This window comes from Rathayibacter sp. AC451 (assembly GCF_979253095.1).
This window is the reverse complement of sequence record NZ_CEEDBD010000001.1, coordinates 2,084,416-2,104,346: the sequence shown is the minus strand read 5'-3', so window position 1 is coordinate 2,104,346 and position 19,931 is coordinate 2,084,416. Positions and strand designations below refer to the sequence as shown.

Genomic DNA, 19,931 nt, shown 5'->3' with positions numbered 1-19,931 from the left:
TCCATCGCGATCGGAGTCGTTCCGATCGCGACTCAGAAACCCAGGCACCGATCGTGGGCGGATCCCGACCCCGTTCGGCTGCCGACGATGAAAGGTCTTCCGATGCGACGAAGCATTCACAGCCTGACCGCGGCGACCGTGGCGGCGGCCGCACTCCTCCTCACCGGCTGCTCGGCGAGCAGTCCGGCCAGTGGCTCCGGTGGGAGCCCCGATGCCCCTGAGGCGACGATGTCCGCGAGCCTGCAGCTCCACTGGGCGTGGTCCGCCTCGACGGCGGGGTTCGCGCTGGCCCAGACCGACGGCCTCTTCCAGGACGCCGGGCTCGACCTGCAGGTCGAGCAGGGGACGGGTTCCGGAACCGCGGTGCAGCTCGTCTCGAGCGGCCAGGCCGACATCGGGATCGCCGACGCGACCGCGATCGCCCAGGCCGTGGCCCAGGGAGCGCCGCTGGTCGTGGTGTCCACGATCAATCAGGTGACCAACACCGCGATGCAGACGCTCACGTCGGAAGGCATCGAGACGGTCGAGGACCTCCGCGGCAAGACCGTGGCCGTCCCCCAGGGCGGGGCCTTCTCGTTCCTCTTCCCCCTCTTCCTCGAGCAGAACGGCCTTACGGAGGACGACGTCACCATCGCCAACGTCCCCTTCGAGTCGATGGTCCCCTCCCTGCTCCAGGGGAACGTCGACGCGATCGTCGGCGGGCAGGACTCCAACGTCTCCCTGACGAACCTCGACGCCGACTTCGACGAGTTCCTCTTCGGCGACTACGGCGTGACTCTCGTCGCGCACTCGCTCTTCACGACCCAGGCCTTCCTCGACGAGCAGCCCGACACCGTGAGAGCCGTCGTGGCCGCCAGCCTCGACGGCTGGAGCGAGGCGCTCGACGACCCGCAGCGCGCGCTGGACGCGATCCAGGAGCTCCAGCCCGACAGTGTCGAGGAGAACGCCGAGGCGGAGCTCGAGTTCCTTCTTCCCCTGCTGTGCGCCGCGGACGCCACCCACGTAGGTGAGGCCGCTCCCGAACGATGGACGACGAGCAACGAGCTCATGGTGCGCGCCGGTCTGCTCGAAGCGCCTCTGGACCCCGCCACGTACACCAGCTACGACTATCTGCCGGCCGAGGCCGACCTCCGCAGCTGCGAGTAGAGCCCTTCACGACGGCCGCGGGTGATGCCCGCGGCCGTCCGGGTCCGTGAGACCCGGTCCGACACCCACTCCTGCTCCTGCACGCAGAAAGGCTCCACCCGTGACCTCACCCTCCGCCACCTCGACCACGGTCGGTCTCCCGATCTCGATCGAGGGCGCGTCGAAGACCTTCGGTCTCGACTCGGCCAAGCCGTTCCCAGCACTCGACACGGTGTCGGTCGACATCCAGCCCGGCGAGTTCGTCTCGATCGTCGGACCGTCCGGGTGCGGCAAGAGCACGCTCATGCTCATGGTCGCCGGCCTGCTCTCGCGGTCAAGCGGGGAGATCCGCATCGGCGGCACCTCGATCACCAAGCCATTCACCGACGTCGGCATCGCCTTCCAGGACCACCTGCTCCTGGACTTCCGCACCGCGATGGACAACGTGCTGATCCAGGCCGACGTGCGCCACCTCGACAAGGCCGCGCAGCGGGCGAAGGCGACCGAGCTCTTCCAGCAGCTGCACATCGAGAAGGCGATGGGGAAGTACCCCAAGCAGCTCTCGGGAGGCATGCGCCAGCGGGTCTCGCTGATCCGGACCATCGTGCACGACCCCTCCGTCCTCCTCCTCGACGAGCCGTTCGGGGCGCTCGACGCCCTGACCCGGCTGCAGGTGCGGGCCGACCTCGAGGAGCTGTGGTTGCGCAACCGGCCGACGGTGCTCTTCATCACGCACAGCGTGGAGGAGGCGGTCGGGCTGTCCGACCGGATCCTGGTGATGAGCCCGAGCCCGGGCCGGATCGTCGACGAGATCGTCGTCGACCTGCCGCGCCCGCGCCCGCTCGCGCTGGTCGAATCGCCCGACTTCGCCACCTACGTCGAGCGCATCTACAACCACTTCGAGCGCATGGGCGTGCTCCACGGGATCAAGGTTCCGGGCCGCTCCTAGCACCGCGCCTCCACGAACGGCCGCTCCTCCTTCCGAGGGGCGGCCGTTCCGCTGTGCGGTGATCGTCGGGTGCGGATCGCTCGGCGCGCCCGGCCCCGCCGCTCGCGACCGATGAGGGCGGGGTTCCGGGGGCGCCGAGCGGAGGCGAGGTCCGCCCGCGGATGGTGCTGTGCTCGGCGACTCGGATGCGAGCACGGAACCGGCCGTGGTGCCGGTCCGGGCTCGACGACGGGTGCGGCTGTCGACGTCGGTCGCGGCTCCGGTCTCGGCGGTGGGACGACCTGTCGGAGACGGGGGGACCTGAGCCTGCTGGTCGATCAGGGGGGGCGACTCGGAACGGCGGCCTGTCATCGAGCACCACGTCCGCTCGACGCGGCTCGATCCCGTTCTGCGGGTGGACCGTCCGTCGGGCTGCCTCCACAGCGGAGCAGCGCGGAGTGCAGCGGCTTCGCGCCGACCGGAGCGCAGCGGACCCGCGCCCACCGGGGGCACGGGTCCGCTGCAGTGCTCAGTCCGTCTCGGGGCCGCTGCAGTAGTCGCAGTCGGGTGAGCACGGGCTCGCCTCCGACGACGGGAGCACCAGCGGCGCGGTCAGGGTGCCCGTGCTCATCGACGCGCCCGTGCCCGAGCGAGGATCGCGTACAGCGAGATGGCGATGACCAGGATCGCTCCGTTGACCATCTGCGAGACAGCGGGCGGCACATTCAGGAACGGCATCGCGTTGTTCAGGAGCGAGATGAAGATCGAGCCGAGCAGTGCGCCGATGAAGGAGCCGCGGCCGCCGGTCATCACGGCACCGCCGAGGAACACCGCGGTGAAGCAGGCGAGGGCGTAGCTGCTGCCGACGGCGTTCGATCCGACCCCCGTCTGCGAGGCGAGGAAGACGCCGGCGACCACCGCGCCGAGAGCGCAGAGGATGAGGGCGCGGGAGCGGATCGCGTTGACGTTCCACCCGATCCGGCTGCTGGCCTCGTCGTTGAAACCGACAGCGCGCAGAGCGAGGCCCGAGGTGCTGCGGGAGAGCCAGATCTCGAGGCCGATGGCGACGGCGACGAGGGCCGCGAACGGAGCAGGGATGAAGGCGACACCGAGGCTCACGAGCGACCCCAGGTCCGGGGCGATGACTCCGCCCGACTGGGGGCGGAGCACGATGGCAGTACCGGCGACGATGCCGAGGGTTCCGATGGTGGCCACGACCGAATTGACCTTGAGGCCGATCACCATGAGGGCGTTGAGCCCGCCGATGGCGAGCGCGATCGCGATCAGGACGAGCAGCGTCACGAGGATCGGGCCGCCCTCGAGACTCGGCAGAGTGAACGACATGGCGACCACGGTGAGACTCATCGTCGATCCGATCGAGATGTCGAACCCTCCGGAGAGCAGGGCGAGTTGCTGACCCAGGGCGACGATCGCGAGGGGGAGCGTCGCGAGGAGGAGGTTCGCGAGGTTGCGCGAGCTCCAGAAGACGTCGGAGTCGACGCCGGTGTAGATCGCGACGATCGCGATCAGAGCCACCAGGATCAGGACGGGAACGTTGACCGGCAGCCGGGCCTTCCACTTCTCGAAGAAGGTCGGCTTCCTGATGGTCCGAGTGGCGGCGGTGTCGGTGGTGTTGACGAAGCTGCGCACGATCGCCGCCTCGGAGGGCGGCTCGACGATCTCCTCGACGATCTGCCCCCGCGACATCACGTAGACCCGATCGCAGAGTCCCGCGAGCTCGCCGGCATCGGAGGAGTTGACGACGACGGCGACGCCTTCTTCGGCGGCGCTGACGAGCATGCGGTAGATGTCCATGCGTGCCAGGGCGTCGACGCCCTGAGTGGGCTCGTCGACGATGAGGACCTTCGGCTTCTTCAGCGCGGGCCGGGCGAGGACGGCTTTCTGCTGGTTGCCGCCCGAGAGTGCGCCGATCGGCTGGTATGGCGAGGCGGCGACGATGTTCAGTTGCTTCGAGGCCGCCGCGAACGCGGTTCGGAGACGCCCGCCCGGTGCGGTGCCGGCTGGCCCGGCGTCGGAGCCGAGCTGAGTGGTGACGTTGTCCATGACCGAGAGCGGGGCGAAGACGGACTCGATTGCGCGGTCGCCGCTCTGGAAGCTGATCCCGGCCTTCAGGGCCGAGGACGGGCTGGGGGAGGACAGCTCGGCGCTGTCCACGAGGATCGTTCCGCTGTCGTACTCGAGACCGATGACGCCGCGGAGGAGGGCTCGCTGCCCGTTGCCCTCGGCGCCGGCGAAACCGACGATCTCGCCCCCGCGCACCGCGAACGACACGGGACCGTAGCCGGGGCCGGTGAGCTCGCGCGCCTCGAGGCGGTTCTCCTCGCCGGGGGTCGCCAGCCGGTCGGGGAACTTGAGATCGGCGGGCACGCCCACCATCAGCTCGACGATGGTGTCGACATCCCAGTCGTCGGCGTCGTAGGTGCCCTGGATGACGCCGGAGCGGATGACGGTCAAGCGGTCCGCGAGACGGCGGACCTCGGCCAGGCGGTGGCTGACGTAGATGATCGCCATGCCCTCCTCGCGGCAGAGCTGGATCAAGTGTTCGAGGTGCGCGGCGAGGTTCATGTCGAGCGCGGCGGTCGGCTCATCGAGGATCAGCACGTGCGGCTTCTGGATCATCGCGCGGATGACCTCGAGCAGCTGACGGGAGCCGGGGCCGAGATCGTCGACGATGTCGGTCGGCGCGAAGGGTGCTGCGTACGTGCCGAGGATCGCCACGAGATCGTCGGGGCAGGGCTTCCCGATCGCGGTGAAGGAAAGTGCGATGTTGTCCGCGACCGAGAGCTCGTGGACGAGCGAGGTGTCCTGGTATGCGGTGCCGAGCCCGAGGATCCGAGCTCGCTTCACACCGCTGCCGGTGGAGACCTCGCCGCCGATGCGGACTTCGCCCGCATCCGGGGTGAGCACCCCCGAGGCGACCTTGATCAGGGTCGACTTGCCCGAGCCGTTCTCGCCCACCAGCGCGTGGACCTCCCCGGGTCGGCACTCGAAATCGACCTGATCGAGGGCCTTCACGCCCGGGTAGGTCTTCGTGACTCCGCGGAGGGAGAGTGCGGGGACCGCCAGGTTCTGCGCTTCCTGCAGCGGTGTCGACAGGGTGTCGGCCATGGGAGGGACCTTTCGGAAGAACGTGCTGGTCGAGGACCGGAGAGTGGGGTGGTGCGGGGTCCGAGGGATCAGGACCCCGCACCAGGTGCAGGACGTCGGATCAGTTGGCGGCGAGGGCCTGGCTGATCTGCTCGTTGGTGAGCAGGCTCGAGATGATGGCGTCGGCCGGGATCTCCTGCCAGTCGGTCTCGAGGACATCGCTGGTGGGGGCCATCGGCAGGTCGACGGTCACCTGCTCGGGGAGCTCCTCGCCGTGAGCGAGCTGCATCGCGGCGGTCACCGCGAGACGGCCGAACCAGACGTGCCCGTTCGAGACCCACGAGTCGAGCTGGACGCCGGCGGACTGGGCGTTCTGCACGGTGCCGAGCCAGGCGTAGGTCGAGACACCCGAGATGACGGCCGGCGGCTGCTCCCCGGCGTCGATGAACGGCTGAACCAGGCGGTCGGCCGAGAAGTCGTACGCGATGGCGCCGGGCACCTGCCCGGAAGCGCGCAGCGCGTTCGCGGCCTGCGCCTCGCCCTGCGAGTTCCAGTTCGTGAATCCACCGGCGATCTCGGTCCAGCCGGCGGCGTCGAAGGCCTCGCGAGCGCAGGGCTGCCAGGCGCCGGCGTTGTCGTTGCCGGCGATGCCGGTGAAGAGCATGTACGTCGACGGCTCGGTGATCGAACTCGTCAGCGCCTCGACGCCGTTGGTGTAGGTCTGGCAGAGCCCGGTGGGGAAGTCCATCGTCAGCAGCTCGGCGGTGTCGTCGGACACGGGAGTGTTGACGTTGATGATGGTGATGCCCGCGTCGGCCGCCTCCTGCAGCGCCGAGTTCATCGCTCCGCCGAGAGCGAGATCGACGATGATCACGTCGACGCCCTGGGTGATGAGGCTCTGCACGTTCGAGATCGACGCGGCGATGTCTCCGTTGGAGATGCTGTAGTGGATCTCGCTGACTTCGGGGTACGCGAGCAGCTGCGCGGTCGATTCTGCGCGGTTGACGTTCGTGTAGGCGTTTGCGGTGACGAAGATCGGGATCCCGACCTTCAGGGATCCGCGTCCCGTCTCGCAGACAGGCTGGCGGAGGCACTCCTCGAAGAGGGCCTGGTCGTCGGCGCTCAGCGGCTCGGAGGCGACGGCGAGGGCGTCGGCGACCACCGGATCGAGGTCTGCGACGGGGACATCGGTCAGGAACGCCTTGCGGATCGTGGCCGCGAACTGCTCCTGGTCGACGTTCTCGGGGGTGATCGTCGTGGTCTCGTCCGACAGCTCGGCGGTCTCGCCGCCACCGCCGCCGCTCGTGGTGGTCGAGCAGCCGGTGAGGATCAGGGCGAGCGCGCCGCCGAGGGCGAGGGTGCTCGTGGCGAGGCGACGGCTGCGTCGTGCCTGCCCGAGAGAGGTGAACTTCATTGTCGGGTCTCTTCTCTAGAAGTGGTGGTGGGGGAAGGGTCCTCGCGAGGAGGAGGAGTCGTGGTCCGCTCGAGGTGGTGCGGACCTCAGGGAGTCGTGCGGCGGAGACGGCCCAGCCGGCGCGCTCCGGTGTCGAGTGCCCGCCAGATGGCGATCGCTGCGACGGCGACGACGAGGGACACGCCCTGGAAGATCGTCCCGACGCCCGTGGGGAGCCCGGCGATCGCGATGACCTGATCGAGGAGCTGGAGGAACACGCTGGCGGCGATGACCGGGGCGACGCTGCCCGGGCCGCCGTTCATGGCGACTCCGGCGATGGCGGCGACCGTGACGGTCGCCAGCTGATAGGGGGTCCCGATCGAGGTGTCGGGGGTGCCTATGAAGGAGGCGACGAGGACGCCGGCCGACCCGTAGAGCAGTCCGGCGAGGGCGAAGACGCCGAGTTCGATCGCGAGGACGTGCGTGCCGAGCGTGCGGGCAGCGCGCCGGTTGGCGCCGACTGCGCCCACCATGCGGCCGGGCCGGGTGCGCGACAGGCCGAGTCCGAGCAGCACCGCGACGACGATCGCGACGAGGAAGCAGACGTTGACGTTGAAGAAGGAGCTGCGAGCGAAGTCGGTCAACGCGGCGGGTGCAGCTCCGGTGATCGAGAAGGAGACTCCCGTCCAGAGCCCGATGGCGCCGGACGCGATGCCCAGGGTGCCGAGCGTGACGATCAGCGAGTTCAGGCGCAGGACCGAGATCAGCAGGCCGTTGAGCAGGCTGAAACCGACGGCCGTGGCGAGGGCCAGGGCGATCACGAGCGCGAGATTCGCGCCGGGCACTCCGTAGCGGACGACGATGCCGGCCGAGATGGCGACCATCGCCGGCACGGAGAGGTCGAGGCCTCCGATCATGAGGATCAGCATCTGACCGAGCGCGGCCAGAGTCAGGATGCCCGCGAGGGCGGTGACCACCGAGATCGACGGCCCGCGCATGCTCGACGGCGCGAAGGCCGCCGCGACGAGGACCAGGAGCGCGAGCGCCGCCCAAGCGGCCAGGTAGCGCGTGGGGAGTCGGTACTTCAGGTCCGTCAGCCATCGCTGGTTCGACCGGCGGGCGGTCGGTGCCGCGTCGAGTTCGATGTCGAAGCTGCGGTCGTGCTCGGCGAGTGGCACCGGTGCCTCCAGCGGTCTCAGGGGGAGTCGACCCCCACGGCTGAGGGAGCGGAGTGTGTCTCTGCGCTGCGCGATCGGCCGTGCACGGTCCTCCCGTCCACCACGAAGCCGCGCTGCTTACGAGTGAAGATATCCCGCAGTATGGGACTTGTCAACGAGAATAGCTTCTCTGTGGCGACGTCTCGCAATGAAGCGCTTTCCCGAGGGATGCCGAGCCGGTCGGACGACGAAGAAGCGGCCCGCCGCGTCCGAGGACGTGCAGCGGGCCACTTCGAAGGGGAGCGGGGCGGGATCGGTCAGCGCGTGGCGCTGACGTGCACCGCCGAGATGACGCAGGGGTGGTCGCTCCGGTTGCTCCACGCGTGCTTGACCCCGCGGATGACCGTGGTGTCGCCCGCCACCAGGAGCTTCTCGCCCTCGTCGACGAGCAGATGGACCTCGCCCGAGAGGACCGAGACGATGTCGATCGTGTCGGTCGCGTGCATCCCCGGCGCATCACCCGGCTCCGGAACGACTCCCGACTGGGCGAGGAGCCGGGCGTAGCCGGCCTCGTAGTCCCAGTCCGAATCCGGAGCGAAGGCGGTGATGTCGTAGCCGTAGCCGTTCGGCGGCGGCGGGATCACCGACGCGTCTCCCGGCCCGTTGGGAGCCGTGACCGGAGTGGGGACCGTGAGGCCCTGCCACAGCTGGTTGCGGGTGTAGCCGTCCCCGACCAGACGATCGCTCGTCGGTTCGTCGCTCAGGAACACCGACCGGCCGTCGTCGTCGACGCCGGTGACGATCAACCGCGCGCGGTGCTCCCGGTGCGAGCCCGGTCGAGGGCCTCGTCCTCCGACCCCCGGAGCTCCTCGGCGAGCGCTTCGTCGACCGGGGAGTTGTCGACGAAGATCCGCTGGTCGGTGAATCGTCCGTCGATGATCGTGATCCTCGACGCGGCTGCGATCTCGACGACGGCGCCGCTGTGCAGCGTCCACCGTCCGATCGACTCGAAGAAGACGATCCCACCGTCCTCCTCCCAGGCGTTCACGAGCTCGTGCCCCAGCGAGACGACGCGGTCGAGCATCGCGCCGAAGGCCGCGACGATCTGCTCCCGGCCCCGGATCTCCCCTCCGCTGTTGAACGTCAGTGTCATGTCGTCGGCGTAGTAGGACCCGAACAGATCGGGATCGTTCGCCTCCATCGCCGAGTAGTACTCGGTCAGCAACTTCGTCGTTTCCGGACGTGCACGCACGCGGAGCCTTCCTTTCGGGACGGGAGAGGGGGTGTCGGCCGCAGCCGGTCGCGCCTAGCGCTGAAGGGGGAACGACGTGTAGACGAACGTCGCGGTCTGCGCGGAGGTGTTGCGCAGATCATGCATGCTCGCAGGCAGCACGATGCTGTCGCCGGGGGCCAGCGAGACGTGGCCGTTCTCCAGGACGACGTCGAGAAGGCCTGTCGTCATCGTGATGATGTGGAGCGAGTCGTCGTAGTGCAGGTCGGCGACCCACTCGGACGGCGAGCCGCTGAACGGCGCGATCGTGAGGATCCGCACGACCGCCCCGTGCGGCGGGGCCGGGAGCGATCCCTCGCGCCGCGGGTCCGTGTCGTCGTCGAGGCGAACAGGCACGGTGTCCTGCCGCCACACTTCCTGAAGCGCGACCGTGGAGGAGGGGGTGGACGATCGGCAGATCCGACGCGTCGTTCACGACGGTCGAGCGGCCGCTCTCGTCGAGCCCGACGATGACGCGGCGGTTCGCCGAACCGCCCCCGCCGACCATCAGAGGCCCACAGTCTGGCCGCCGTCGACGACCAGCGCGTGTCCGAGGGTGAATCCGCCGAGGTCCGAGCACAGCCAGAGGATCGCCGACGCGATCTCCTCCGGGCGACCCATCCGGCCGATCGGCTCCTGCGCGATGACCCGGGCGCGACCCTCGGGCGTCCCGCCGGAGAAGCGGTCCATCATCGGCGTCTCGATGATCCCCGGGCAGACCGCGTTGATCCGGATGCCGCGCGCCGCGTAGTCGAGCGATGCCGCCTTCGTGAGGCCGATCAGTCCCCATTTGGTCGCGCAGTAGGCGGCCTGGCCGCTGATCCCCACGACTCCGGCGCCGGACGAGATGTTGACGATCGCTCCGCCGTGCTCGCCCATCGCGATGACCTCGTGCTTCATCGAGACGAAGACGCCGCGGAGGTTGATGCTCATGAGGCGGTCCCACTCCTCGTCGCTGGTCTCGGTAAGCGAGGAAGGGGCCTGCTCGACACCTGCGTTGTTGATGCCGAAGTCGAGGCGTCCGAGTGCAGCGACGGTCGAGTTCACGGCGCTCTCGACGGAGGCGCTGTCGGACACGTCGCAGAGCGCGGTGTGGGCGCGGCGGCCGGTCGCCTCGATCAGCTCGACGGTCTCGCGGAGCGACTGCTCGCTCCGATCGGCGATGGCGACATCGGCGCCGGCCTGGGCGAAGGCGAGAGCGGTCGCTCGACCGATGCCCGATCCTCCGCCCGTGATGAACGCGACCGTGCCGCTGAACTGCTCTGACGTGGTCATGGGTGTGCCCTTCTTTAAGCGTGAAGCACTCGCGCGGCTGTGCGCGGTGCCGGGACGTCGAGGTGACGTCGGATCAGACGGCGAGTTCGGAGACGCGCTGCGCGAGGTGGTCGACGCCCATGCGCGGGCTGGAGAGCACCGTCAGGCCGGTCTTCTCCGCGAGAACGCTCGCGAGGCGCGACATCGATGCCTGCGCCAGGACGATCAGGTCGACCGACTTCGCGAGGTCGACGGCCTGCTCGATGATCAGGGCGTCGTGCGCGTCGCGGTCGCCCGCCATCAGGACGGCGAAGGCGCCATCGCAGAGGCGCTGCTCGATGGTGATGCTCCGCCCGATGCCGTCGGCGGCCGCCTGGATGAGGTCGGAGGTCGGGCCCAGCGTGGTCGGCACCGTCGCCAGGACGCCGATGCCGGTGCCCTCGCGGGCGGCACGCAGCGCCATCGCCTCGTCGATCTTGACGACGGGCGTGTGCACGTTCTGCGCGGCGACGTCGAGCGCCGGGCCGAGCGAGGAGCACGCCGAGAAGATGATGTCGGCGCCCGCCTCTTCGGCGGCCTGTGCCAGGTGCACCATGCGGGCCTCGCTTCTGGGCGAGATCCCCTGCTCTCGGACGACCGTGGCGAGGACGTCGGAGTCGACGAAGTGCATGACCTCGGCGTCCGGGATCAGCTCGGCGATCAGGTCGTTGATCACCGGCTCCACTGAGACGAACACGAAACTCGTGTGCAGGATTGCGATCTTCTTGGGCACGGTGATCTCCTTCGATTCAGAGCGGGATGACGATATCCCGCACCATTGGATTTAATAACTACTTCGGTGCTCGGCACCTCGCCTGATGACAAGGGAGGTGCCGCCCTCGCCTCGCGGGTCAGAGCTGGATGTAGACGCTCTTCGTGTAGAGGTAGGTGTCGAGGTGCGCTGCGGTCCCCTTCGCCCCGTACCCGCTGGTCTTCGTGCCGCTGAACCCCACCATGGGGTCGACGAGTCCGTAGCAGTTCACCCACATGGTTCCGGTGTGCACTCCGCGGACGACGCGCAGGGCGGTCGAGATGCTCTGGGACCACACCGCTCCGCCGAGGCCGTACTCGCTGTCGTTGGCGATGGCGATGGCCTCGTCGATGTCGTCGAAGGGCAGGATCGACAGCACCGGGCCGAAGATCTCCTCCTGCGCGATGCGCATGCTGTTGGACACTCCGCCGAAGACGGTCGGCTCCATGAAGTAGCCGTTCCCCAGACCCTCGGTCAGCCGGTTGCCGCCGGAGAGGAGCTCGGCTCCCTCCGCGACACCGATCTCGACGTAGGACAGCACGGTGTCCAGCTGCGACTCCGAGATGACCGGCCCCAGGGCGGCGGAGTCATCGAGGCTGTGCCCGACGCGGAGGCCGTGGACGTAGGCGAGCAGCCGCTTCGTGAACTCCTCGACGATCGAGCGCTGCACGAGCACGCGGGTACCGGCGTAGCAGATCTGCCCGGAGTTGGCGAAGACGCCCATGGCGACGGCCGGCACCGCGGCGTCGAGGTCGGCGTCGGCGCAGACGATGTCGGCTGACTTGCCGCCCAGTTCGAGCTGGAGCTTCTTGATGTTCGAGGTGGACGCCTCGATGATCCTTCGCCCCGTCTCGGTCGAGCCCGTGAAGGCGACCCGGTCAACGTCCAGGTGCGCCGCGAGCGCGGTGCCGGCCTCGCTGCCGCGGCCGGTGACGACGTTCACGACGCCGGCGGGGACACCGGCCTCGAGGAGGATCTCGGCCACGCGCAGCACCGAGAGCGACGCGTACTGCGCGGGCTTCAGCACGGCGGTGCATCCGCTGGCGAGGACCGCGCCGATGATCCAGAGCTGGCTGTTCAGCGGTCCGTTCCACGGGATGATCCCGCCGATCACGCCGACCGGCGCCTTGAAGGTCATGGTGGCGACGTCGCCCGGCAGGCCGTTCATCAGCGTCTCGCCCGAGATCGTCAGCGCCTGGGCCGCGAAGAACGCGAGCATCTTCTTCATGGTCGCCTTTGAGGCGCGCACCCGCGCGATCGGCGAGCCCATGTCGAGCGACTCGATCTGAGCGAGCTCCTCGAACCGCTCCTCCAGCACGGCGGCGACACGGTGGAGCAGCGCCTGACGCTGGTAGGGGGTCCAAGTGCTCCACTCGCCCTCGAACGCGGCGCGGGCGGCGGCGACGGCGCGGTCGATGTCGGAGGCGTCTCCCGATGAGAAGCGCGCGAGCACCTCGCCGCTCGAGGGGGAGACAGTGGAGAGTGTCTGCCCCGACGATGCAGGGACCAGCCGGCCGTCGATGACGAGCAAGTGCTCAGGGCGCTCCAGGAAGCGGCGAGCCTCGTCGCCGAGAGGGAAGTCGCCGTAGGTGGTGGTCATGACAGTCCTTTCGCAGTGGTCTGGAACGTCGCTCAGTCGAAGAGGAAGACGCCTTTGCCGATCTCGCGGCGGTCGAAGAGGTCGTAGGCGCGCTCGGCGTCGTCCAACCGGAAGTCGTCGGTGAAGAGGGATTCGACGTCCAGGCCGCGCTCGGCGACGAAGAGGGCGCACTCCTCCTGCTGGTTCTTGCTGAAGGTCAGCGAGCCGAGGATCGTCTTGTGCCGGTGGATCAGTTCGTCGCTGTCGAGCTCGAACGAGCCGAAGACGCCCACCATGCAGGCGGTGCCCCAGGGGCGGATGGACTGGATCGCCTGACGTCGCACGGCCGAGACGGCGCTGCACTCGATCGCCTTGTCCGCGCCCTCCCCGTTGCGGGTGAGCTCTCGGACGGCGGCCACGGGGTCAGTCGCGCTCGAGGTCGATCAGGTGGTCGGCGCCGAAGGAAGCGGCCATGGCCAGGCGGGAGGCGTCGACGTCGACCGCGATCACCCGCGCGCCCAGCGCCTTCGCCAGCATCGTGCAGCTGAGCCCGACGGGGCCCTGGCCGAAGACCACCACCGTGTCGTCCGCGGTCAGCTCGACGCGCTGCAGAGCGCCCCACGCGGTCCCGGTGCCGCAGGAGATCGCGGCTCCGGTGGTGAAGGACAGGGAGTCGGGCAGCCGGATGAGGGTGTGAGCGGGCACCTTCATCAGGTCCGCGTGCGCACCGTCGCCGTCGAGCCCGCCGAACACGGTGCGTCCGTTGGGGCAGTACTGGGTCCATCCGGAGCGGCAGAACCGGCAGGTGCGGCAGCCGTCGTAGTGGTGCACCATCACGCGGTCGCCCACGCGAGCCTCGCTCGGGCGCACCGCGTCGCCGACGACCTCGACCACTCCGCACGGCTCGTGGCCCTCGATGACCTGCTCGGCGGGGGAGCGACGCGGCCCGCGGAGGTGGTGCAGGTCGCTCCCGCACATCCCCGACGCCTTGATGCGCACGACGACCTCGTCCGGTCCGGGGACCGGATCGGCGTACTCGCGCAGCTCCAACTCGCCCTCGCCGAGGAACACGACGGCTTTCATGCGCAGCTGTTCTCGGTCATGACGGATCTCCTTCGATCGGACGTGTGCGGGGGTGGGTCACGCTGGAGCGGTGTCGCGGTACAGGCCGGCCGCGCGGGCTCGCTGGGTGGCGAGCTCGAGGACGAGCGTGAGCGCGGGGGTCTCGATCCCCGCGAGGGCACCGAGTTCGAGAGGGACGCGGAAGAGGGCGTCGATCTCCATCGCCCGACCGGACAGCAGATCCTGCACGACGCTCTGCACGTGGTGCGAGGCCTTCAGGCGAGTGAGGCCCTCGGTGGTGTCGCCCGGATCGCAGCCGAGGGCGCGCGCAACGGCACCGGCCTCGGCCGCCATCGAGCCGGCGAGGCCGGCGACAGCGGGAGCGGCGAGGGCGTCCTGCATGGCGGAGGCGGTGAGCACGCCCAGTGATCCTCCGATCATGTTCATCACCAGCTTGCCCCAGACGGCGTCGCGGATCGCCGGAGTGATCGACACCTCGAGACCGCTGCCGTCGAAGGCCGAGGCGAGTGCCGTGAGACGCGGGTCGTTCCGCCCGTCGGGGCGGCCGATCAGGAGGCGGTTGCGCGGATTCTCGGCGCGGACGACCCCCGGTGCGACAGCCGAGCAGGCGGTGTACGCGACAGCTCCGACGACCTGCTCGGCCGCGAGCTGCGTACCGAGCACGGCGTTGGGGTCCAGTCGCGGAAGGGGCCTCCCGTCGAGGGGGCCGCCGTGCGACCGGAAGTACCACCACGGGATTCCGTTCGTCACGAACAGCACGAAGCCGTCGCTCGCGAGCAGGGGAGCGAGGCTCCGGGCGATGCTCGGCAGCGCCGGAGCCTTCACGGCGACGACGACGACGTCCTGCGGCTCCAGCTGCTCGGGCCGGTCGGTGGCGAGCGGATGCGAGAGCAGGGTGCCGTCGCGCGTCTCGACGCGCAGGCCGTTCTCACGGATCGCGGCGAGGCTCTCGCCCCGCGCGATCAGCGAGACCTCGGCCGCACTCGACGCGAGCCGGCCGGCGAGGTGACCGCCGACTGCGCCCGCGCCGTACACGCAGACCTTCATGCGCGTGCTCCGCCGGTCATGCGCGATCCTCGAACTGCCGACGCTTCGCGGTCGCCGCGCCGAGGAGGAACGAGATGTCGTTGCCGGTCGAGACGTAGCTCGCCCCGAGGTCGAGGTACTTCTCGATGAGGTCCGGCCATCCGCCCAGTCCGCCGATGCCGATCGCGGTGCCCGACGCCGTGCAGGCGGCGATCACGCGCAGGTAGGCCTCGTGCACCGATGGGTGGTCCATCTGCCCGGCGACGCCGAGCTCGACGCTGAGATCGTTCGCACCGACCAGCAGCATGTCCACGCCGTCGACCGCCGCGATCTCCTCCACGGCCTCGGGCCGACGCGCGACTCGATCATCGCGACCACGAGGGAGGCGCCGTCGAGCTCGCGGATGACCTGCTCGGGCGGGAAGGTCCGGTAGTTCAACTGCGGGGCGGCGCCCGCGAGCGAGGCGCTCGCCGACCGGCACGTGCTTGACGGCGCGCACCAGCGCGCGCGCCTCCTCGGCCGACTGCACCCCGGGCAGGATGATGCCCATCGCACCCGAGTCCATGACCCGGGCGATGAGGGGGGCGTCGAGGCCGGGGACCCGGACCAGCGGAGTGACTCCGAGGGCGTTGCAGGCCATGCAGATCTGGCCGGCGTCCTCGAGCGAGACGCTGCTGTGCTCCAGGTCGATGTAGACCGAGTCGAAGCCGGCTGTCGAGGCGATCGAAGCGATGTCGACGGTCCGGACGAGTCGGACGGTCATCGAGTAGACGGTCTCGCCCTTGGCGAGCTTGTCTTTCGCGCGGTTGACGAGGATGCGGGGGACGTCGTCGTTCATGGTGGCTGCTCTCCTGGTGGGGTCGGTGTCTCAGCCGAAGGGCGTCGGCAGGGTCTGCGCCTCGTTGTCGAATCCGTACTCGGATTTGACTTCGAGGTACTCCTCGAAGCCGAAGCGGCCCATCGAGCGACCGATCCCGGACTGCTTGTAGCCGCCCATGGGGGCGTACGAGTCGGTCGCGGCGCCGTTGTAGCTGATGCGGCCGGCGCGGAGGCTGTTCGCGATGCGGCGGGCATCCGCCGCCTGGCCGGCGAAGACAAAGCCGGCGAGACCGTAGGGGGAGTCGTTGGCGATGCGCACCGCCTCCTCCTCGTCGCGGTAGGGCAGGACGGCCAGCACGGGACCGAAGATCTCCTCGCGGGCGATCGTCATGTCGGGCGAGACCCCGACGAACACGGTGGGCTGCACGAAGTAGCCGTGCTCCAGGCCCTCGGGTCGGTCGAGGCCGCCCGTGACGAGCTGAGCACCCTCGTCGATGCCGCTCCGGATGTGGGCGCGGACGGAGTCGCGCTGTGCCGCGCTGACCATGGGCCCCATGGTCGTCGCTTCGTCCAGCGGGTCGCCGAGGGTGAAGCGCCGGGCCTCGTCGACGAGGAACGGGACGACCTCGTCCATCTGGCTCTCGTGCACGAGCATCCGGGTCGGTGCGTGACAGGACTGGCCGGCGTTGAAGAAGCCGCGCTGGATGTTCCAGCGTGCGGCCTTCTCGAGGTCGGCGTCGGGCAGCACGATGTTGGCCGACTTGCCGCCGAGCTCTAGGCACACGCGCTTCACGGTGGCGGAGGCGGCGGCGCCGACCTGCGCACCCGCTGCCGTCGATCCGGTGAACGAGATCATGTCGACGTCGGGGTGGCGCGAGAGGGTGTCGCCGACCTCACGGCCCGGGCCGTTGACGAGGTTGAACACGCCCGCGGGCACGCCGGCCTCGTGCATCACCTGGGCGAGCAGCGCTCCGCTCGCAGCCGACACGACACTGGGTTTGGCCACGATGGTGCAGCCGGCGGCCAGGCCGTAGATCGTCTTGATCACTCCGGTCTGCACGGGCCAGTTCCACGGTGAGATCAGCGCGCAGACGCCGACCGGCTCTCGGCGCACGATGGCGTTCCCGACCCGCGACTCGAAGGGGTAGTCCCGGAGGATCTCGCGCGCCACCCGCATGTGCTCGGCGGGGCCGGCGACCTGAGCGCGGTTGCCGACGGGGATGCCGACCTCGCGGGCGATGAGCTCCGAGAACTCGTCGGCGTACGACTCGTACATGTCGATGATGCGGTCGATGAGGGCGATGCGCTCCCCGACCGTGCTGAGCGAGTAGGTCTCGAACGCGCGTCGGGCTGCGGCGATCGCGAGCTCGGCGTCGGCGGAGCCGCCGAGGGCGACCCGCGCGAACGGCTCCTCGCGGGTCGGGTCGATGAGGTCGGTGGTTCGCGGAGTGATCGGTTCGACCCAGCGGCCGTCGATGTAGAGATGCGGGTACTGCTTCATGAGAGGGGTCCTCCTCGGGCCGGGCGGGACAGGTCGGGGTCGGCTGCAGCGGGTGGTCAGCTGCTGTGGGTGTAGCCGCCGTCGCAGGCGATGGTCTGACCCGTGATGAAGCCCGACGCCGGGGTGGAGAGGAAGATCATGATCCCGACGAGGTCGGTGGGGACCATGCCGCGGGGGATGCACTGCCGCGACGCGGCGCGCTCGCGCACGGCGACGGTCGGGTTGACGGTGCGTTCGACCTCGGTGGCGACGCTTCCCGGGCGGATGCAGTTGACCGTGACCCCGGACGGGCCGAGCTCGCGCGCCAGGGAGTTGGTCATGCCGATGACCGCCGACTTGGACGTGACGTAGTGCAGGTAGTCGACGGTGCCGTTGGTGACGGCGTCCGAGGAGACGTTGATGATGCGGCCGAATCCCGCCTCGCGCATGGGGGTGGCGACGGCTCGAGCGCAGAGATAGCTGCCGGTGATGTTCACCTTCAGGACCTGCTCCCATCTCCGGAGAGGGATGAGATCGAACGGGCCCTTCTCGATCGTCGCGAAGACCGACGCGTTGTTGATCAGCACGTCGACCCGGCCCCACTTGTCGAGCACGGAGGCGACCATCGCGGTCACCGACGGCTCGTCCGCCACGTCGACCGAGACCGCGAAGCCCACACCGCCGGCGCTCTCGATCTCGGCCACGACCGATTCCGCTTTCAGGACGTCGAGATCGGCGACGACGCTGAAAGCTCCGGCGGCGGCGAACTGACGGGCGAGCTCGCGGCCGATTCCCTGGGCGGCACCGGTGATGATCACGACGCGCCCCTCGACGCTGAAATCGCGCGCCGAGGCGGGGACTCCCGAGTCCTGCGGGGCGTGGGTGAGCGGAATCGTCGTCATGTCATTCCTCGGAGGGCTGGATGCGCGGACAGGTGAGGTTCGAAGCGCCGTCACCTTCCGCGCATCGCCTCCAGATCGGAAGCGGTTCGGAAGCGACCTCGCTTCTGTCATTGAACATATCCCGTCATCTGGGATACCGTCAATCAACGGCACCGTCAGCTCCTGGAGCGAGAGGGGACCGGACACGCCGATCGTCGGCTCTCGCCGACGGCGCATCGAATCGTGAAGGAGCAGACATGCGCGTGAGCACAGCAGCGGACACCGACGTCGAGAAGGTCGGGACCATGCGCGAAGGAGTACTGGAGCAGAAGCACCTGCTCTTCGGCGAGGACGGCTCGCCGAACAACTACGACCTGAACATGGGTCAGACCGGGGGAGGTGGATGGCGGACCCCGCGTCACCGCCACACCTTCGACCAGATCCGGTACGTGATCAAGGGGAAGCTCCCCTACACCGAGACCGAGGTCCTCGAAGAGGGCTGGGTCGGCTACTTCCCCGAGAGCGTCCACTACGGACCTCAGGAGCGCGCCGAGGGTCTGCGCACGATGGTGCTGCAGAGCGGCGGCGCCAGCGGAGGCGGCTACCTCAGCGTCGCCCAGCGCGAGGCCACCAACGCCGAGCTCAACGAGAAGGGCGAGTTCAAGAAGGGCCTGTACTACTACACCGACGAGAACGGCGTGGAGCAGAGCGTCGACGGGTCGCAGGCGATCTTCGAGCACGCGATGGGCCACCCTCTCGAGTTCGCGCCTCCTCGCTACACCGACGTGATCGCGATGGACCCGGAGGCTTACGCCTGGACCCCTCAGGGCGCTGAGGGTGTCGAGGAGAAGTGGCTCGGCCGCTTCACCGAGCGCGACCTCCGCATCGGCTTCATCCGCCTGGAGGCCGGTGCGGTCTACGAGGCCGGTCAGTTCGACTCGATCGAGATCCTCTTCCAGATCGATGGCGAGGTGACCGCCGAGAGCGGTTCCTACGGACCCGAGACCGGGTACGAGTTCCTCGCCCACGAGGGCCCGGTCGCCCTCGAGGCCGTCGAGCCGACGACCTTCCTCCGGACGGTGCTGCACCGCTTCTGACCCCGGGACGCACGACGCTGCAGCGGGCTCTCGCGAGGCCGCTGCGCCGTCGTGCGCGGGGAGAGGAGCCGGTGGCGACGGGACCGACAGCGGCTGAGCGGTGTCAGAGCAGGGTGTCCACGTCGGGGAAGCCGCTCCGAGATGACGGCTGCCGCGTCGCGGACGGCGAGGATCGCCTGCTCCACTTCGACGTCGCGGCGCTCGTTCTCGTCCCATGCGACGCCGACGCTGCCCAGGACCGTCTTCCGGTCCGTCAGGATCGGAGCGGCGCACCCCCAGACACCGGGGTTGAACTCTCCCCGGGTCACGAGGAAGCCGTCCTTCTTGATCTGACCCAGCGCCGATCTGAACTCGCTCCAGTCGCCGCCCAGCCCCGCGGCCTCGATCTGCTCGCTCTGCCGCGGATAGATCGCCTTGAGCCGGTGGTGCGGGAAATGGGCCATGATCACCTTCGACACCGCACCCTGGAAGAGCGGGCGCCGCTGCCCACGGCTGAAGCGGTTCGCGGGACTCAGGGGGGCGCGGAACTCGCCGACGCACAGCACCGAGTCGCGGAACGCGGTGCACAGCAGGGCCGAGTGGCCGATCCTCTCGACCAGATCCTCGAGGACTCCGTGGCTCGCGAGCAGCAGAGGGTCCGTCTGGCGGATCTGCAGATCCATCTCGATGATGCGCGGTCCGAGACGGTAGTAGCCGTTCTTGACGGCTGTGAGGAGGCCGCGTCGTGGAGGGTCTTGATGTACCGGTAGCCGGTCGACCGGGACGTGTCGAGCGCCGTGATCAGATCCGCTGTCGACCAGACGGGATGCTCCTCGGTGTAGAGCTCGAGGATCGCGAGCATCCTCGCCAGGCTGCCGGCGCCGTCGGCGGCGTCGGACAGGGCGCCGGCCGACGGGGTCACCTGGGTCATGCCGGTCTCCCTCTTCCCGCGGAGTGGAACG

The 19,931-nt window shown here is 69.3% G+C and carries 19 protein-coding genes; 3 read left to right on the top strand and 16 right to left on the bottom strand.

The window, feature by feature from the left end; translation table 11 throughout:
- Window positions 1-102 precede the first annotated feature (102 nt).
- Both AC0CID_RS10065 and AC0CID_RS10060 read left to right on the top strand, forming a co-directional pair.
- The gene (locus AC0CID_RS10065) at window positions 103-1,146 is read left to right on the top strand and encodes an ABC transporter substrate-binding protein (RefSeq protein WP_465226693.1); all 1,044 of its coding nucleotides are present in this window, start codon (window positions 103-105) and stop codon (window positions 1,144-1,146) included.
- 100 nt (window positions 1,147-1,246) lie between these two features.
- On the top strand, window positions 1,247-2,074 hold the full coding sequence (locus AC0CID_RS10060; RefSeq protein ID WP_465226692.1) for an ABC transporter ATP-binding protein: 828 nt from the start codon (window positions 1,247-1,249) through the stop codon (window positions 2,072-2,074).
- A gap of 606 nt (window positions 2,075-2,680) precedes the next feature.
- On the opposite strand, the gene AC0CID_RS10055 is transcribed toward AC0CID_RS10060, so the two are convergent.
- The 15 genes from AC0CID_RS10055 to AC0CID_RS09985 form a co-directional block, all read right to left on the bottom strand.
- Window positions 2,681-5,182: an ATP-binding cassette domain-containing protein gene (locus AC0CID_RS10055; protein WP_465226691.1), complete on the bottom strand. Its 2,502-nt coding sequence runs from the start codon at window positions 5,180-5,182 to the stop codon at window positions 2,681-2,683.
- Between the two features lie 100 nt (window positions 5,183-5,282).
- Window positions 5,283-6,575: a substrate-binding domain-containing protein gene (locus AC0CID_RS10050; RefSeq protein WP_465226690.1), complete on the bottom strand. Its 1,293-nt coding sequence runs from the start codon at window positions 6,573-6,575 to the stop codon at window positions 5,283-5,285.
- An 86-nt stretch (window positions 6,576-6,661) separates the two neighbouring features.
- Complete coding sequence (locus AC0CID_RS10045) at window positions 6,662-7,732, bottom strand: ABC transporter permease (protein WP_465226689.1); 1,071 nt, start codon at window positions 7,730-7,732, stop codon at window positions 6,662-6,664.
- Window positions 7,733-8,028: 296 nt separating this feature from the next.
- Entirely contained in the window at window positions 8,029-8,517 is a 489-nt protein-coding gene (locus AC0CID_RS10040) for a cupin domain-containing protein (protein WP_465226688.1), read from the bottom strand.
- Window positions 8,514-8,963, bottom strand: a complete 450-nt coding sequence (locus tag AC0CID_RS10035; protein WP_465226687.1) for a nuclear transport factor 2 family protein — start codon at window positions 8,961-8,963, stop codon at window positions 8,514-8,516. Before AC0CID_RS10035 ends, AC0CID_RS10040 begins: the two co-directional genes overlap by 4 nt.
- A gap of 54 nt (window positions 8,964-9,017) precedes the next feature.
- Window positions 9,018-9,338 carry a cupin domain-containing protein gene (locus AC0CID_RS10030; RefSeq protein WP_465226686.1) on the bottom strand — a complete coding sequence of 107 codons (321 nt, stop codon included), beginning with the start codon at window positions 9,336-9,338 and terminating at the stop codon, window positions 9,018-9,020.
- Between the two features lie 150 nt (window positions 9,339-9,488).
- Complete coding sequence (locus AC0CID_RS10025) at window positions 9,489-10,256, bottom strand: glucose 1-dehydrogenase (RefSeq protein WP_465226685.1); 768 nt, start codon at window positions 10,254-10,256, stop codon at window positions 9,489-9,491.
- Between the two features lie 73 nt (window positions 10,257-10,329).
- Window positions 10,330-11,007, bottom strand: a complete 678-nt coding sequence (locus AC0CID_RS10020) for an aspartate/glutamate racemase family protein (RefSeq protein WP_465226684.1) — start codon at window positions 11,005-11,007, stop codon at window positions 10,330-10,332.
- 118 nt (window positions 11,008-11,125) lie between these two features.
- Window positions 11,126-12,625 (bottom strand): aldehyde dehydrogenase family protein, encoded by a 1,500-nt coding sequence (locus AC0CID_RS10015; protein ID WP_465226683.1) that lies wholly within the window; start codon window positions 12,623-12,625, stop codon window positions 11,126-11,128.
- Between the two features lie 32 nt (window positions 12,626-12,657).
- The gene (locus AC0CID_RS10010; RefSeq protein ID WP_465226682.1) at window positions 12,658-13,023 is read right to left on the bottom strand and encodes a zinc-binding dehydrogenase; all 366 of its coding nucleotides are present in this window, start codon (window positions 13,021-13,023) and stop codon (window positions 12,658-12,660) included.
- A gap of 4 nt (window positions 13,024-13,027) precedes the next feature.
- Window positions 13,028-13,687, bottom strand: coding sequence for an alcohol dehydrogenase catalytic domain-containing protein (locus AC0CID_RS10005; protein ID WP_465226681.1), 660 nt, complete (start codon window positions 13,685-13,687; stop codon window positions 13,028-13,030).
- A gap of 57 nt (window positions 13,688-13,744) precedes the next feature.
- A complete protein-coding gene (locus AC0CID_RS10000) occupies window positions 13,745-14,734 on the bottom strand; it encodes a ketopantoate reductase family protein (RefSeq protein ID WP_465226680.1) in 990 nt (329 codons plus the stop codon).
- 16 nt (window positions 14,735-14,750) lie between these two features.
- Entirely contained in the window at window positions 14,751-15,551 is an 801-nt protein-coding gene (locus tag AC0CID_RS09995) for an HpcH/HpaI aldolase family protein (protein ID WP_465226679.1), read from the bottom strand.
- Window positions 15,552-15,581: 30 nt separating this feature from the next.
- Window positions 15,582-17,033: an aldehyde dehydrogenase family protein gene (locus tag AC0CID_RS09990; RefSeq protein WP_465226678.1), complete on the bottom strand. Its 1,452-nt coding sequence runs from the start codon at window positions 17,031-17,033 to the stop codon at window positions 15,582-15,584.
- Window positions 17,034-17,089: 56 nt separating this feature from the next.
- Complete coding sequence (locus AC0CID_RS09985) at window positions 17,090-17,914, bottom strand: SDR family NAD(P)-dependent oxidoreductase (protein WP_465226677.1); 825 nt, start codon at window positions 17,912-17,914, stop codon at window positions 17,090-17,092.
- Window positions 17,915-18,150: 236 nt separating this feature from the next.
- On the opposite strand from AC0CID_RS09985, the gene AC0CID_RS09980 reads away from it, so the two are divergent.
- A complete protein-coding gene (locus tag AC0CID_RS09980) occupies window positions 18,151-18,990 on the top strand; it encodes a hypothetical protein (protein ID WP_465226676.1) in 840 nt (279 codons plus the stop codon).
- Here AC0CID_RS09980 and AC0CID_RS09975 read toward each other — a convergent pair.
- Window positions 18,885-19,652 (bottom strand): IclR family transcriptional regulator, encoded by a 768-nt coding sequence (locus AC0CID_RS09975; RefSeq protein ID WP_465226675.1) that lies wholly within the window; start codon window positions 19,650-19,652, stop codon window positions 18,885-18,887. The two genes, AC0CID_RS09980 and AC0CID_RS09975, sit on opposite strands and share 106 nt — an antisense overlap.
- Window positions 19,653-19,931: the final 279 nt, after the last annotated feature.

Bases quoted from the DNA above. Each gene is read 5' to 3' on its own strand.
- AC0CID_RS10065 (WP_465226693.1), top strand. From the start codon at position 103: ATGCGACGAAGCATTCACAGCCTGACCGCGGCGACCGTGGCGGCGGCC.
- AC0CID_RS10055 (WP_465226691.1), bottom strand. From the start codon at position 5,182: ATGGCCGACACCCTGTCGACACCGCTGCAGGAAGCGCAGAACCTGGCG.
- AC0CID_RS10050 (WP_465226690.1), bottom strand. From the start codon at position 6,575: ATGAAGTTCACCTCTCTCGGGCAGGCACGACGCAGCCGTCGCCTCGCC.
- AC0CID_RS10025 (WP_465226685.1), bottom strand. From the start codon at position 10,256: ATGACCACGTCAGAGCAGTTCAGCGGCACGGTCGCGTTCATCACGGGC.
- AC0CID_RS10015 (WP_465226683.1), bottom strand. From the start codon at position 12,625: ATGACCACCACCTACGGCGACTTCCCTCTCGGCGACGAGGCTCGCCGC.
- AC0CID_RS10005 (WP_465226681.1), bottom strand. From the start codon at position 13,687: ATGAAAGCCGTCGTGTTCCTCGGCGAGGGCGAGTTGGAGCTGCGCGAG.
- AC0CID_RS10000 (WP_465226680.1), bottom strand. From the start codon at position 14,734: ATGAAGGTCTGCGTGTACGGCGCGGGCGCAGTCGGCGGTCACCTCGCC.
- AC0CID_RS09995 (WP_465226679.1), bottom strand. From the start codon at position 15,551: ATGAACGACGACGTCCCCCGCATCCTCGTCAACCGCGCGAAAGACAAG.
- AC0CID_RS09990 (WP_465226678.1), bottom strand. From the start codon at position 17,033: ATGAAGCAGTACCCGCATCTCTACATCGACGGCCGCTGGGTCGAACCG.
- AC0CID_RS09985 (WP_465226677.1), bottom strand. From the start codon at position 17,914: ATGACGACGATTCCGCTCACCCACGCCCCGCAGGACTCGGGAGTCCCC.
- AC0CID_RS09980 (WP_465226676.1), top strand. From the start codon at position 18,151: ATGCGCGTGAGCACAGCAGCGGACACCGACGTCGAGAAGGTCGGGACC.
- AC0CID_RS09975 (WP_465226675.1), bottom strand. From the start codon at position 19,652: ATGGATCTGCAGATCCGCCAGACGGACCCTCTGCTGCTCGCGAGCCAC.